Origin of the sequence: Shewanella sp. GXUN23E (assembly GCF_050865035.1) — a bacterium.
Classification (GTDB): Bacteria; Pseudomonadota; Gammaproteobacteria; order Enterobacterales; family Shewanellaceae; genus Shewanella.
On the sequence record NZ_JBOZWP010000004.1, the window covers coordinates 167,989 to 182,393 of the forward strand.

The following is a 14,405-nucleotide window of genomic DNA, read 5'->3' on the forward strand; positions in this document are numbered from 1 at the left end:
GATATAGAAATAAACACTTTTCCAGTCGGCTCCTCCACAGAACTGTATTTTAATGTTAATTTGGACATCCGGACGTACGCCAGGCTCAAACTTAACCGGTTGTAAGGCGGCATTAACAGAAAATAAAAGGTACCCTGAACATGGCGAAATACTCGCTCCCCAAAGATAAAATCAAAATTCTGCTGCTCGAGGGCGTGCACTCTTCTGCCATTGATGTATTCCAGCGTGCTGGCTATACCAACATTGAGTATCACCAGGCATCGTTAACCGGTGAAGACCTGCTCAATGCCATCAGCGATGCCCATTTTGTGGGGATCCGCTCACGTACCCAATTGACTGAAGACGTGCTGCGCCAGGCTGAAAAGCTGGTGGCTGTTGGCTGCTTCTGTATTGGTACCAACCAGGTCGACCTGCTCGCAGCAGAAAAACTCGGAATTCCGGTATTCAACGCGCCATTTTCCAATACCCGCAGTGTGGCTGAACTGGTATTGGGGGAAATCATCATGCTGCTGCGCGGCATTCCACAGCGCAACGCGCTGGCCCACCGCGGTGGCTGGATGAAGAGTGCCGGCGGCAGTTTCGAGGCCCGCGGCAAGACCCTCGGGGTCATTGGTTATGGTCACATAGGTACTCAGCTGGGTACGCTGGCGGAAACCCTGGGTATGCGAGTGGTATTCTTTGATATCGAAGATAAATTGCCACTGGGTAATGCCCAGCAACTGCACTCTCTGGAGCAGTTGCTGTCGATTGCCGATGTCGTCAGTCTGCACGTGCCGGAGACACCGCAAACCAGAAATATGATTGCTGCGGCACAGCTCGCCTCAATGAAAAAAGGCAGTATTCTGATCAACGCCTCCCGTGGCACAGTCGTCGACATCGATGCGCTGACTGCCGCGCTGTCGGAGAAACATCTGGCCGGTGCGGCTATCGATGTATTCCCGGTTGAACCCAAGTCCAACGAGAATGAATTTATCAGCCCACTGCGTGGTCTGGACAATGTCCTGCTGACACCACACATTGGTGGCTCGACCATGGAAGCACAGGAAAATATCGGTATCGAAGTCGCCGGTAAACTGGCCAAATATTCCGACAATGGTTCATCCGTGTCAGCCGTGAACTTCCCGGAAGTCTCTCTGCCTCAGCACCAGGGTACCTCCAGATTGCTGCACATTCACCAAAACCGTCCCGGGGTGCTTATCCAGATCAACCAGGCGTTTTCTGAAAAAGGCATCAATATCGCGGCGCAGTATCTGCAAACCACTGCAGAAATTGGTTATGTGGTGATGGAAGTCGAGTCCCATCACGCCGAAGAGGCCCTGACTCAACTGAACGCCATTGAAGGCACTATCAGAACCCGTCTGCTGTTCTGAATTTAATGTCATCGTTCCCAAAAGACGACCACCTGGTCGTCTTTTGTTTTTTTATAAGAACAGTTGATATCTTTTAACGACGGCAGCCAAACGTCAGTAATCTCCGCCAGAAGCTCCCTTTGCCTGTCTGCCGCAACCGAGTACCGGCATCCGACGCCGGTAAATGTCGCTGTCGATACAGATTGATATCAAGCCTGTGACACAGGCACTTGTTATTGGGTAGACTGCACCCAATATTATTTCCATGGGCATTTTCGCCCCGGCATACCAGGAATTAACTATGACAGCAGCACTGCAATCCCCGGACTGGGTACCGGGAACCGGTTTTCCGGCTTTGGTAATTTCCCCTCTCTCTCATCTGGGACTGATCCGCATCAGCGGTGAACAAACCCGCCAGTTTATGCAGGGTCAGGTTACCTCTGACATTTACAATCAGAGCAAGGACGAATGGCATTGGGGTGCCCATTGTGATCCCAAAGGTAAAATGCTGGCCAGCTTCCGCAGCCTGTTTGATGGTGATGATCTGCTGCTGTTGATGCCCCGTTCGGCCGTTGCAGTGGATCTGCCGCAACTGCAAAAATACGCGGTATTCAATAAAGTTGAACTGACCGACGCCAGCGACACGCTGATCATTCTTGGCATTGCCGGTGAGCAGGCCAGCCGGTTTGTCACTGACCATATTGGTCCCGATGAGGCCGCGGTTACTGCGCTGGATGACGCGCTGGTGTTACGTGATGGCGAACGTTTTATGGTGATCACTTCCATCGCCAAAGCCGACGCTCTGATGGCTCTGGCGCCGGAAGCCGTATTTGACCACAGCGCCTGGCAACAACTGGAAATTCTCGCTGGCTATCCTAATTTACCGGCTGCACATGCCAATCAGTTCGTTCCGCAAATGTGTAATCTGCAGGCGGTTAACGGCATCAGCTTTAACAAAGGCTGCTATATGGGCCAGGAAACGGTCGCCCGCATGAAGTATCGCGGTGGCAACAAGCGGGCGCTGTATATCATCAGCGGTACAGTCAATGATCTGGTGAATGCTGACAGCCAGTTGGAAATCCAGATGGAAGACGGCAGTTTCCGGCGCGCCGGTGCTGTACTGGAGGTGGCTCAAACCGGCAACAAGGTGCTGCTGAGCGCTGTACTGCCCAATGATACTGAGCCTGATGCGCAGCTGCGCCTTGCCGGAGACGACGCCAGCGAGCTGAAACTGCTGCCGCTGCCCTACTCTCTGGAAGACTGAGCCTAAGAAAAGCGTATTTTCCAGCAAATCAAAGAGCGGCAACTGCCGCTCCTTTTATTTATACCGTAATCAGTCCCCGCGACAGACTCCCCCACCTGACCGGCGTATAGGGCAGGATACAGGCACGACTAAGCCTCTGAATAGCTTGCTAGAATCTCCAGTACCTCAGGCAAGGCCGTCTCAAAATGACGGATCAATTGCGGATCAAAGTGACTGCCGGCATTGCTCTTTAAAATCGACATGGCTTCATCCACGCTCATGGCCTGCTTGTAAGGTCTGACTGAAGTCAGCGCATCAAATACATCGGCGATGGCAACGATACGTCCTGCCAGAGGGATAGCCTCGGCACTCAGGCCTGAGGGGTATCCTGAACCATCCCATTTCTCATGGTGCGTCAGTGCTATGGTGTGCGCCAGCGACAGCAGCGGGTCGCTGTGCTCGCCGATAATTTCCGCGCCGATTTGCGCATGCTTTTGCATCACCTGCCACTCAGCAGCATCCAGTTTACCCGGCTTTTTCAGAATCGCATCCGGCGTACCGATTTTGCCCACGTCATGCATGGGCGCTGCGTTATACAGCAGCTCACAAAATGCCTCAGGTAAACCGGCCTGACGGGCCAGCACCCGAGCGTAGTGGCTCATGCGTACCACGTGCAGGCCGGTTTCATTGTCCTTGTACTCAGCCGCCCGCCCCAGGCGCCGGATAATCTCGAAGCGGGTTCGCTCCAGTTCAGCCGTCCGCTCACGTACCTGTTGCTCCAGCAGCCGTTTCTGATCATACAGTGCCAGCTGGGTCTTTACCCTGGCCTGTACCAACGGCGCGCTGACCGGCTTGGTAATATAGTCCACCGCGCCAAGCGCAAAACCATGGGCTTCATCGGTCACCTCCGCCAGCGCGGTCACGAAGATCACCGGGATATGCGCCGTCATGGGATCCTGCTTGAGACGCTCACACACCTCATAGCCGCTCATGCCCGGCATCATCACATCCAGCAGGATAATGTCCGGCGGCGTCCTGCGGGCCTGAGCCAGCGCTTTGGGGCCATCAATGGCAACCCGGACCTGATACGTCTCTTCCAGAATGCCGACCAGAATATCAATATTGGCGGGGGTATCATCCACCACCAGCACACAGGCTTTTTGCATCAGTTGCCTCATTTCCGTCGGGACGATATCCGTCCGATTAACTCTGCCGCCTCCTCGAAACGGTACTCCTCTGCCAACACATATACCGGTTCAAGCTCCTGCCATTGATGCTCAGGCACACTGGACTTCAGCGCTTTCAGCTCAGCCAGCGCGCTGGCATCGTTATCCATCAGCCGGCCCTGAATCCTCGTCAGCTGTGCTTGAATTGGCTTTGTCGGCAACTCAGGCGCAGGCACGGGCCGGTCAGCGTCTGTGTGGCGGTCCGCCGCCTTTTGCCAGGCCATGATGGCATCACACAGACCGGCTATCTGCTCGCTGGCCTTACAGGCAAGTGTGTCATCAAATTGCTGCTCTCCCAGAGAATTTTCCAGTTGCTGCGCCAGCTCTACCAAAGGATGGCACACCAGATTGCCGGCCACCCCTTTTAAGGTATGGGCCAGACGCTGCGCCAGCGTCCAATCGCCGTCGGCCACCGCCTGAGCAATATCCACCATAACTGTCTGCTGGCCAGTAACAAAACGCTGCAGAATGCGGGCATACAGACGTCCTGACTGCTGCACCAGCGCCAGCCCCCGATCAACATCCAGCTGCGGATGCTCTGGCCAGCCGGTGGTCACCTGGCCCTGCACACAAGGCAGGTGTTTCAGTAAAGTCTGATACAGGAGTGCGACCTGAATGGGCTTGGCAATATGGTCGTTCATCCCCGCTGCCAGGCATTTTTCCCGATCGCCCGCCATGGCGTTGGCGGTCATGGCTATCACCGGCAGTGAACGGTATTTTTCCTGCCTGCGGATTGCCGCAGTTGCCTGATAGCCATCCATCACGGGCATCTGACAGTCCATCAGTACTAGGTCAAATTCATTCTGTGCCAGTTTTTCCAGGGCGATACGGCCATTGCCGGCAACAGACACCAGCACCCCGGCCTGCTCCAGAAATTCGCTGGCGACCTCCTGGTTCATTTCATTGTCTTCCACCACCAGAATTCGTTTACCGGATAACGCCGTGACCTTGCCGACCTCCGTTGGCGGCGCGATTCGCCGCACCGGCAGGGAACCATCCAGCCCGACCGTGGCGACTATGGCATCAAGCAGCCTGGAGGGACTGACCGGCTTACTGATGTAACCCGCCAGACCGAGCGCCTCAAAACGGGTAATAAACTCCTGACTGGCGTGGGCCGTCACCATCAGGATCTGTGGCGCTGCGGCCAGCTTCTGCAGCTGCTGCGCGGTATCCAGCCCATCCATGCCCGGCATTTTCCAGTCAAGCAATACCAATCTGAACGACTGGCGGGCCGCCAGCCTGAGTGCATCTTTGCCACTTCTGGCGGTGGTGACATCAAACCCCATGTTCTGCAGCGTGCTGCGCAGAATGTCCCGGGCCGTATCATTGTCATCCACCACCAGCACCGGCATGCCTTCCAGTTCAGTCTGCGGCGCCACAGGCTGGGGAATGGTCAGTTGCAGCGATATGTTGAAGAAGAAGGTCGAGCCGTGCCCCTGCTCACTTTCAACACCTATGGTCCCCCCCATCAGCTCTACCAGCTGTTTGCAGATAGCCAGCCCAAGGCCGGTGCCGCCATATTTGCGGGTGGTGGATGTATCCGCCTGGGTAAATGACTGGAACAGGCGGCTGCGTTGCTGCTCACTCAGGCCGATGCCGGAATCGCGCACACTGAAACTCAGAGAAACCTGCTCGTCAGTGCGCTTTATCACCGCAATCGACAGCAGCACCTCGCCACGTTCGGTAAATTTGATCGCATTATTGACCAGATTGACCAGCACCTGTTTAAGCCGCAGCGCATCACCATCGAGATATCTGGGAACATCGCTGGCCACCGCAAACAGCAACTCCAGCTGTTTGCGGGCGGCAGGCTCGGCAAACATGTCGCTCAACTCCTCCAGCATGCTGTCGAGCTGGAAGGGGTGCTGTTCAATCGCCAGCTTGCCCGCTTCAATTTTCGAGAAATCGAGAATGTCGTTGATGATTCCCAGCAGCGACTCGGAGCTGCGGCGGATCTTCTCGACATAGTTGCGCTGTCTATCGTTCAGCTCGGTCGCCAGCGCCAGCTGCGCCATGCCGATGACCGCATTCATAGGGGTACGGATTTCATGGGACATATTCGCCAAAAAGTCACTCTTGGCCCGACTGGCGGCATCGGCGGCATCCTTGGCCTGCTGCAGTTCATCTGACAATGCCTTTTCCCGGGTAATGTCCGTCATGCTGATCACGTTGGAAACCAGGCTGCCATCGGGATTTCTCAGGGTCGTTACCGACATATCCATCCAGTACAGCTGTCCGGTCTGACTGACAAAACGGCGCTCTACCCTGATACTCTGTCGCCCCGTGGTCTGGAACATCATAAACATTTCCCGCGACGCTTCCCTGTCCTCCGGATGCACCAGATCCCGGTAAAAACTGCCGATCAACGCCTTGCGATCCATCGCCATATAGCTGCTGAACTGATCGTTGCAGTCGATAATGGTGCCTTTGGGATCGACGTTGACAATGCCGATACCCGCGGTATCAAACAGCGCCTGGAAGTGGGCCTTGCTGCGGGACAGGGAATCGGCAATCCGTTTGCGCTCGGAAATATCGGTCAGATAGCCGTGCCACAACAGGCAGCCATCCTCCAGAAACTGCCCTCTGGCCCCCATTTCCAGCCAGCGTAAATCGCCTGACGGATGACGGTACTCCAGCTGGCATTGCCACTGCAGCCCGGCGTGTCCACGCCCGCTTAACAAACGCTGCAGCCGCAGTTGATCCCGACCGCCCAGCCGCGGCAACAGCACACCGGGATTTTTCAGGATCTCATCCCGGTGGAACCCCAGAGTGCTGATGGCCGCTTCCGATACGAAGCTGAAATTGAAGTCCTCGGCGCTGCGCCACAACAGTTGATACATAGTGCTGGGCACGGACTCAGTGATCTCTTCCAGCTGCTGCCGCGACTGCTGCAGAGCCTCCAGCCAGTGTTTACGCTCGGTAATATCGTTGAGGCTGCCGTTGCACCAGAGTGGCTCACCATCTTCGCTGTAAACCGCCTGGCCACGGTCCTGCAGCCAGCGCACCGAGCCATCCCGGTGACGGATCCGGTATTCCAGCTCAAAATCGACCTGCCTTGCGAGCGCATCTTCCAGTTGCTGTTGCATCAGCGCCAGATCTTCTGCCAACACCAGCGAAGCTAATGAGCGGCTCTGGGGCGACATAAACTCAGCGGCGCCATAGCCTGTCAGTTCCAGAATATGCTCACTGACATAATCAAAATCCCACAGGGTATCGCCACAGGTGCTGTAAACCGCGCCGGGAATATTGGCCACCAAACGGCGGAATCGCTCTTCGCTGGCGCGGATCAGCTGCTCATCCAACAATTGCCGGGACATATCCCGCACCGACATGGCCAGTTGCAACTCTGCTCCATCCCCCTGGGGCAACAGCGCCAGATTGATTTCCGCATCAAATCCCTCGCCATTGGCACGCACACAGCGGGTTTGCACAGTATGCAGAGTCAGTACCGGCGAACTGGCCTGCCAGAATTCCAGCAATTTGGGCTGCCATTCAATCCAGGCCTGCTCATCCAGCAGGGTCGATAGCTGGCGATGCACCATGGCTGGCGCGCTGTAACCAAACAACTCCAGACAACGGGTGTTACTGAAAACCACCTGATTCTGGTTGGCGATCACCAACATGGCTTCAGGTGCCGCCTCCAGAATGGATGACGCCCGGCTGGCCAGAGAGAACTGCTCTGTCACATCGTGGAACAGTACTTCTACCGACAACAGATTCCGGTTCTCATCCAGCAGTGGCTGCATAAAACAATCCAGACGCCGCCTGTGCCCATCCATGTGCTTCATTTCGACCTGATGAGGCGGCACAGCGTCGCCGGACAGCGCCTGTATGGTGTACTGCCAGTTGACTTCGTTGATGGGATTGTGGGTATAGAGCCGCTGATACTTGAGCCGGAACAATTCGGGATCATAACCCAGCACCTTGGCAACCCCTTCACTGACCTGTACCAGCTGACCTTCGGCATTGAGCGAGCAGTAAAATGCACTGGCACTCATGCCTTCAATCAGACCGGCAAACCTGTGTCCGCGGGAATCGAGCAACGCCTGCTCGCGCTCATCCACCAGTTGCGCCAGCTCATTGAATGCCGCCTTGACCGTCATGACTTCGCTGATTCGTTCATTATCGGTGGGCAGACGGGACAGACGGCCACGGCCAAACTCTTCGATACCACCAGCCAGACTGCGCAGGGGCAAAGTGATATTGCGGGAAATCCACACCACACTGATCAGCAGCAGTGCCACCATCACCAGCAGGCTGACAATCAGCTCCAGCCCTTTCTCCGCCAGCACACTGTCCAGATGGGATGCCGGCGTCATCAACACCAGCGTCCAGTCCAGCTTGGGGACCCTGGCAACAGACGCCATATAAGTGCGCCCCAGTTCGCTGACTTCCGCATTACCGTGCCCGGCAGCCAGCACCGCGCGGATATCTGAGTGCAGCTCAGCGTCCGGCAACCAGCGACTGGACGCCTGGGTCATCAGCAGCGACTCATCCGCGTGATACACCAGCTGACCACTGGCGTTAATCAGCACCATCTCATCCGGGGCCAGCCCCAGTAACTCAGGCAATCCTTTCAGCGCCAAATCCACCGTGACCACCCCTCTGGGCATGCCCGGATGACCGAATGGATGGGCATAGGTGATCATCATGGCGTTGCCCGCCCCCTTGTCGAAATAGATGGGCGACCAGTAGCCTTTGCCCGTTTGGGTTGGTACCTCCCACCAGGCCCAGTTGCCATCGGCATAGTCATAACTTTCTTTGGCGATATCCAGACTCCTGAGGCCTTCAGGAGTGCGGTAAACATAGGGGGCGTAACGGGTCAATCCCGGAACCGACTGGGGTTCAAAGGCAATGGCGTTACCAAAAAAGTCGGGGTTGCGCCGCAGCCTTTCATAAAGCAGATCGGGAAGCGCCTTGCCGGTAAACAAACGATCATCGTCATCGAGGGAGTTGAGAATATCGGCAATGCCTTCGGTGGATCGCTGCGCCCGGGACAGCAGAAAGTCCATCCGCATCGCCGCCCGCTCAGCCTGCTGCGTCAGACTGGTAAATACCTGCTCAGACACCTGATTGTACTGATACCAGGCCATCAGGGCGTAAAACAGAATAATCAGCAACATGAGAGGAGCGGCGAAAACCAGAAGGCGACGTTGAAATGTTTGCAGTCCTGAGTGGCGCATGACCTGATTATCCTTGGTAAAAAGAGCAGGCAAAAACGACAACAGGGCCAATACAGGCCCTGTTGTTATTGATGACATCCGGTGCCCTTTAGGGCCTGGGTCATATTGTTATTGGGTTCAGGCGGTCTGGGGACATAACGACAATCGGGCAAAGTAATCCCGTGTTTCTGCCACAATAATGTGTCGCAATCCCACGATGGCGATCAGGTTGGGGATAGCCATCAAGCCATTGACTGTGTCCGCTAACAGCCAAATTAGATCCAGCTTAATAAAGGCCCCACAGGCAATCAAGCCAAGAAAGATCATTTGATAGATACGGCGGCCGCGATCGCCGGTCAGATAAGACCAGCAGCGCTCGCCGTAATAATGCCAGCCCAAAATGGTGGTGAAGGCAAAACACACCAGCGCAACTGTTACCATATACTGACCAATCAATGCGTTACCACCTGAAGCAAAGGCAGCACTGGTCATGGCGGCACCGGCGGCATCCCCGTCCCACACACCGGTGAGAATGAGCACCAGACCTGTCATGGTGCAGATGATGATGGTATCGAAGAAGGTACCTGTCATGCTCACCAGTCCCTGCTCGGCGGGCTCATTGGTCTTGGCGGCTGCGGCAGCAATCGGCGCGCTGCCAAGGCCGGATTCATTGGAGAACACCCCACGGGCAATACCAATCTGCAGCGCCATGGCGACCGTCGCACCGAGGAATCCACCGGTCGCCGCGGTTGGATTGAACGCCGAGTGGATCACCAGCTCAAATGCCGGCACCACTTGATCGGCATGACTGCCCAAAATCCACAAACAGGCCAGCAGATAACCTATGGCCATGGCCGGCACCAGCTTTTGTGCAACCGCCGCAATGCGGGTCACGCCACCCAGTACCACAGCCGCGACCAGCAAGGTCAGCACAGTCGCCGTAACCCAGGATGGCACATGAAAGGCGATGGTCATGGCATCACTGATGGCGTTGACCTGGGCAAAGGTCCCTATGCCAAAAAAGGCCACCCCCACCCCGAACAGAGCAAACAGCTTGGCCATCCAGCCCAGCCCCAGACCGCGCTCGATATAGTACATGGGACCGCCGGCGATATTGCCGTGCTTGTCCGTGGTGCGGTATTTCACCGCCAGCAAACATTCAGCGTACTTGGTGGCCATACCGAAGAAAGCGGCCAGCCACATCCAGAACAGTGCGCCCGGACCACCGATTTTAATGGCGGTCGCCACGCCGACGATATTCCCGGTACCGATAGTGGCCGACAGCGCGGTACACAGGGCCGCAAAGGGAGACAAATCGCCCTTGCCCTCACCGGGTTTGAACAGCAGCCCCAGTGCCATTGGCAGGCGAAACAGCTGAATAAGTTTGAGACGAAACGTCAGGTATGCGCCTGTACCCACCAGCAGGATCAGCGTGGCAGGGCCCCAGACAATGCTGTTGATGTCAGCAACTAACTGATGAAAATCCATGATATTCCTCGAAATTAAACTGCAAATTTAGAGGAGGAAAAGAAATGGCTGAACGCGCCTAATAGCGAAAAGACGGTAATGAAACCGGCAGGCAACAGGGCAAAGCAGTCATCCTCTCCTCTGTCCTTTTGCCTGAGCGTTTCACCGGATGTCGAATGACATCACGGCTTGCGCCTTCGGCGCCGACTTTCCCCAAAGGGCTGTCGGTCTCTCCAGAGGCTCGTCCAGTAACAGTCCACGCAAGTCTGACTCGATTGAGTTCAGCCTGGCACCTGAAAGAGTGCTTTCCCGGCAAACCTGGTTTGCAGCGATTGGGAAAGTTGCCTCGTCGGTGTGGGGGCGATTCCCCACTCTCCTGCTACCTTCATCCGAACGGATTGCCCACCATTAAGGGGGCAGGGATGCAATTCTGCGGCAAAGCGGCGCACCAGACAAGTGACGTTGCTCACAATTTTCAGGCACTAAAGCACGAATTTTTAATCAGTTAGACTGATCCTTATGGGATAAACTGGGATATTCTGACTACAGATGCCGGCAACAGGGAGTCGTACCATGGCCATCACAGCGCAGTTTTGTCAGGTTTCCAAAGGATTTAACGATGGCGACCGGTTTCATGCCGTGCTCGATCGGGTGGATTTGACACTGCACCAGGGGCAAACCGTCGCGCTGACCGGCCCCAGCGGCAGCGGCAAAAGTACCCTGCTGAATCTGATGGCCGGATTTGAGCTGGCAGATCAGGGCGAAATTCTGCTGGGGGGGCAATCCACCCGCCACTGGCAGGATGCCCGGTGGAGCGCCTTTCGCCGCTTGCAACTGGGGGTGGTGTTTCAGCAATTCAATCTGCTCACACCACTGAATGTCAGAGACAATATCGCCTTTCCCCTGCAGCTTGCCGGTCTTGACTGGGATCCCTGGTGCCAGCACCTGAGCGACAAACTCGGCCTGAATGAACTGCTTGAGCGCAGCGTTGAGCAGCTGTCCGGCGGTCAGCAGCAAAGAGTGGCGGTGGCCCGGGCGCTGGCCCATCGCCCCCTGTTACTGCTGGCCGATGAACCCACCGGCAACCTGGATCAGCAGTCCGGTCTGAATGTGATGTCACTGCTGTGTGAGCTTGCCGCCGAAGCTGGCAGTACCGTGCTGATGGTGACCCACTCCAGCGAATGTGCTGCCTTTATGCACAGCCACTGGCAGCTGAAACAGGGCCAGCTGCTGGAGCTGGCGTCCCGCGATGCCGTGGAGGGCTGAGCCATGCCAGAGCCCAAGGTCACACCCGCAGGTGGCAATCAGCCAAATCCGGCCGCCACACTGCGCGCCGTGCTGCTCAGTCTCAGGGTATTTGCAGCTCACTATCGCCATAAGCCGCTGCAGGCCGGAGCCATTCTGCTGGGCATAGTGCTGGCGGTCACTCTGCTGAACGGGGTGAAATCCACCAATGAAAATGCCGTGCGCAGTTATGCCGATGCCACTGAACTTCTCAGCCGGCAGGCCAATGGCTATATCGTGCCGCCCGGCACCACAGGCAGTTTTGACCAGAGCCAGTATTTCCGCCTGCGCCAGTCCGGCTTGCCGGTGTTGGCCGTGCTGGAAGGCTATGTGCTGGATGATAAGGGTCGCCGCTGGCACCTGACCGGCAGCGACATTATCGCCGCCACCGCGCTGGCCATGCAGAGTGCAAATCAGCCCACGGCAAAGGGAAGCGATAGTTCAGCTCAAACTGCCATGGCCGATATTCCCACTTCAGCACTGCTGCGCGGCGAGCCACTGGCGCTGGTTGATGAAAGTCTGATTCAGCGTCTGGGCGGCGATAGTCTGCCGCTCAACGGACAAACCGTCACCCTTGTCCCCCTGCCCGCTGACGCCGGACTTGGCAGCAGCATACTGCTGGACATCGGCTTTGCCCAGCAGCTGCTGGCGCGCCCGGGGCAACTGTCCTACATAGCACTGATGACCGACGATCCGACACAGATAAGCCAGGCCAGCGCGTTGCTGCAACAGGGCAATATTTATCGCCCCGGCGATAAGGGCGAAGCGCTGACTGAGCTGACCGCCAGCTTTCATCTTAATCTGCAGGCCATGGCCATGCTGGCTTTTGTGGTGGGACTGTTTATCGCCTACAACGGCATTCGCTACAGTTTGATGAAGCGTCAGCGGCTGCTGCTGAAGTTGCTGCAGGCGGGGATTACCCGCAAGGCACTGATGGCGGCACTGCTGCTGGAGCTGACACTGCTGGTGCATCTGGGTTCAGCCATCGGCTTTGTGCTGGGGCTGCAGCTCAGTCAGTGGCTGCAGCCTATGGTCGCCATGACGCTCGAACAGCTGTACGGCGCCAGATTGCTGCCCGGCCACTGGCAGTTGGCCTGGTTGCTGGAAGCCATCGCCCTGACGCTGGCCGCGGCGCTACTGGCCTGCATTCCCCTGTACCGGGCATTAACCCATCAGTCGCTGGCCCGCGCCGGCAGCACCGTCAGCCAGAATCTGATCCACTACCGCAGTCACCGCCTGCAATTTTATCTCGCCTGTGGCCTTATCCTGCTGGCCGGACTGCTGTTGCCTGTCAGCCGGTATTATCAAACCAGTCTGGCGCTGCTTGGTCTTGTGACCCTGGCACTGCCCATGCTGCTGCCGCAGCTGATGCTGTGGCTGCTGTCGGCACTGCAGCCACTGGTACCCAAAGGACGCTGGCGCTATCTGGTGGCGGAAACCCGCGAGCTGACCGCCCCGCTGGCACTGGCCATGATGGCCTTGCTGCTGGCGCTGAGCGCCAATGTCGCCATGAATACCCTGGTGGGCAGTTTTGAGCAGACGCTGAAAACCTGGATGGATAATCGGCTGCATGCCGATCTCTACATCCGCCCCAACCCGGCGGATACCGATCGAATTGAGCACTGGCTGCGCCGCCATGAAGGCATTGATCCGGTCGCAATTCAGTGGGAAGCCTTTGGTTATCTGCAGCTGAGCGCAGCGCTTGCGGATACCGAAGCTAACGCCAAACCGGCCGCCAGTTATCGGGTGATGCTGCTGTCGCGCGATAAGGACGCCATGCTCAATACCGTGTCACTGAAACAAACCGATGGCGATCACTGGCCGGCCTTTTTCGCTGGCCAAAGTTTGATGCTCAGTGAGCCACTGGCGCTGCGGCACAATATCCGCATTGGCGATCGCCTGTATCTGCAGGCTGCCGCCGCCCTGTATCCCGACGGCCTGCCGGTCGGCGCTATCTATTATGACTATGGCAAACCCATAGGCGAGGTGATGCTCAGCGATGCACTCTGGCATCAAATCGGGCTGCCCCATCAAAACCGCAATTTCGCCGTGGGCTGGCAGGGCGACACCGACAAACTGCAGGCCCAGCTGCAGGCTTTGGGGGTATCGCCGGCCATGATGTACAGCCAGAGCAAAATCAAGAGTGAAGCCATCAAGATGTTCAAGCGCACCTTTTCCATTACCGTCGTGCTCAACAGCCTGACGCTGATCGTGGCAGCTATCGGCCTGCTCAGCGCCACCATGATGCTGATGCAGAGCCGTCAGGCACCGTTGGCCAGACTGTATGCCCTGGGAATATCCCGCCCCGGCCTGTTTACCATGGTGAGTGTGCAAATGCTGCTGATGGTGCTGCTCACCGCGCTGTTGGCGCTGCCTGCCGGTGCCGTGCTTGGCTGGCTGCTTATTCACAAGGTCACGCTGCAGGCCTTTGGCTGGAGTATCGCCATGATCTGGGATTGGGCTGCCTGCCTGCAGCTGGTGCTGCTGGCGCTGGTGATCAGCGCCGTGGCGGTGATTTTCCCCCTGCTCCGGCAAACCCGCAAACCGCTGATCAGCAGCCTGCAACAGGAGGTTCTGTAATGCGCTATCCAGGGTATTCAAGTCTGCTACTGTGCCTGATGCTGTCACTGCCGGGCTGCACGCCGGCATCTGCGCCCCTTTTCGAGGCAAAAAC

At 56.9% G+C, this 14,405-nt stretch carries 7 protein-coding genes and 2 riboswitches; of the genes, 4 read left to right on the forward strand and 3 right to left on the reverse strand.

The features are described 5' to 3' along the window. Positions 1–140 precede the first annotated feature (140 nt). Together serA and ygfZ are read left to right on the forward strand one after the other, a co-directional pair. Positions 141–1,370: a phosphoglycerate dehydrogenase gene (serA, locus tag ACRRUX_RS05825; RefSeq protein WP_432528128.1), complete on the forward strand. Its 1,230-nt coding sequence runs from the start codon at positions 141–143 to the stop codon at positions 1,368–1,370. A gap of 280 nt (positions 1,371–1,650) precedes the next feature. Then, entirely contained in the window at positions 1,651–2,613 is a 963-nt protein-coding gene (gene ygfZ, locus ACRRUX_RS05830; RefSeq protein ID WP_432528130.1) for a tRNA-modifying protein YgfZ, read from the forward strand. A 128-nt stretch (positions 2,614–2,741) separates the two neighbouring features. Here ygfZ and ACRRUX_RS05835 read toward each other — a convergent pair whose 3' ends face one another. The 3 genes from ACRRUX_RS05835 to ACRRUX_RS05845 all read right to left on the reverse strand — a co-directional run bounded on the left by ACRRUX_RS05835 (position 2,742) and on the right by ACRRUX_RS05845 (position 10,468). Further along, positions 2,742–3,758, reverse strand: a complete 1,017-nt coding sequence (locus tag ACRRUX_RS05835) for an HD-GYP domain-containing protein (protein ID WP_432528132.1) — start codon at positions 3,756–3,758, stop codon at positions 2,742–2,744. A gap of 8 nt (positions 3,759–3,766) precedes the next feature. Continuing rightward, positions 3,767–8,941: a response regulator gene (locus ACRRUX_RS05840; RefSeq protein WP_432528134.1), complete on the reverse strand. Its 5,175-nt coding sequence runs from the start codon at positions 8,939–8,941 to the stop codon at positions 3,767–3,769. 177 nt (positions 8,942–9,118) lie between these two features. Continuing rightward, the gene (locus tag ACRRUX_RS05845; RefSeq protein WP_432528136.1) at positions 9,119–10,468 is read right to left on the reverse strand and encodes an alanine/glycine:cation symporter family protein; all 1,350 of its coding nucleotides are present in this window, start codon (positions 10,466–10,468) and stop codon (positions 9,119–9,121) included. Positions 10,469–10,578: 110 nt separating this feature from the next. Further along, positions 10,579–10,694: riboswitch (glycine riboswitch) on the reverse strand. A 25-nt stretch (positions 10,695–10,719) separates the two neighbouring features. Beyond that, positions 10,720–10,836, reverse strand: a riboswitch (glycine riboswitch). A gap of 184 nt (positions 10,837–11,020) precedes the next feature. Between ACRRUX_RS05845 and ACRRUX_RS05850 the strand changes: the two genes are divergently transcribed. Both ACRRUX_RS05850 and ACRRUX_RS05855 read left to right on the forward strand, forming a co-directional pair. Beyond that, on the forward strand, positions 11,021–11,713 hold the full coding sequence (locus ACRRUX_RS05850; protein ID WP_432528138.1) for an ABC transporter ATP-binding protein: 693 nt from the start codon (positions 11,021–11,023) through the stop codon (positions 11,711–11,713). A 3-nt stretch (positions 11,714–11,716) separates the two neighbouring features. Next, positions 11,717–14,311 (forward strand): FtsX-like permease family protein, encoded by a 2,595-nt coding sequence (locus ACRRUX_RS05855; RefSeq protein WP_432528140.1) that lies wholly within the window; start codon positions 11,717–11,719, stop codon positions 14,309–14,311. The last annotated feature ends 94 nt before the right edge of the window (positions 14,312–14,405 follow it).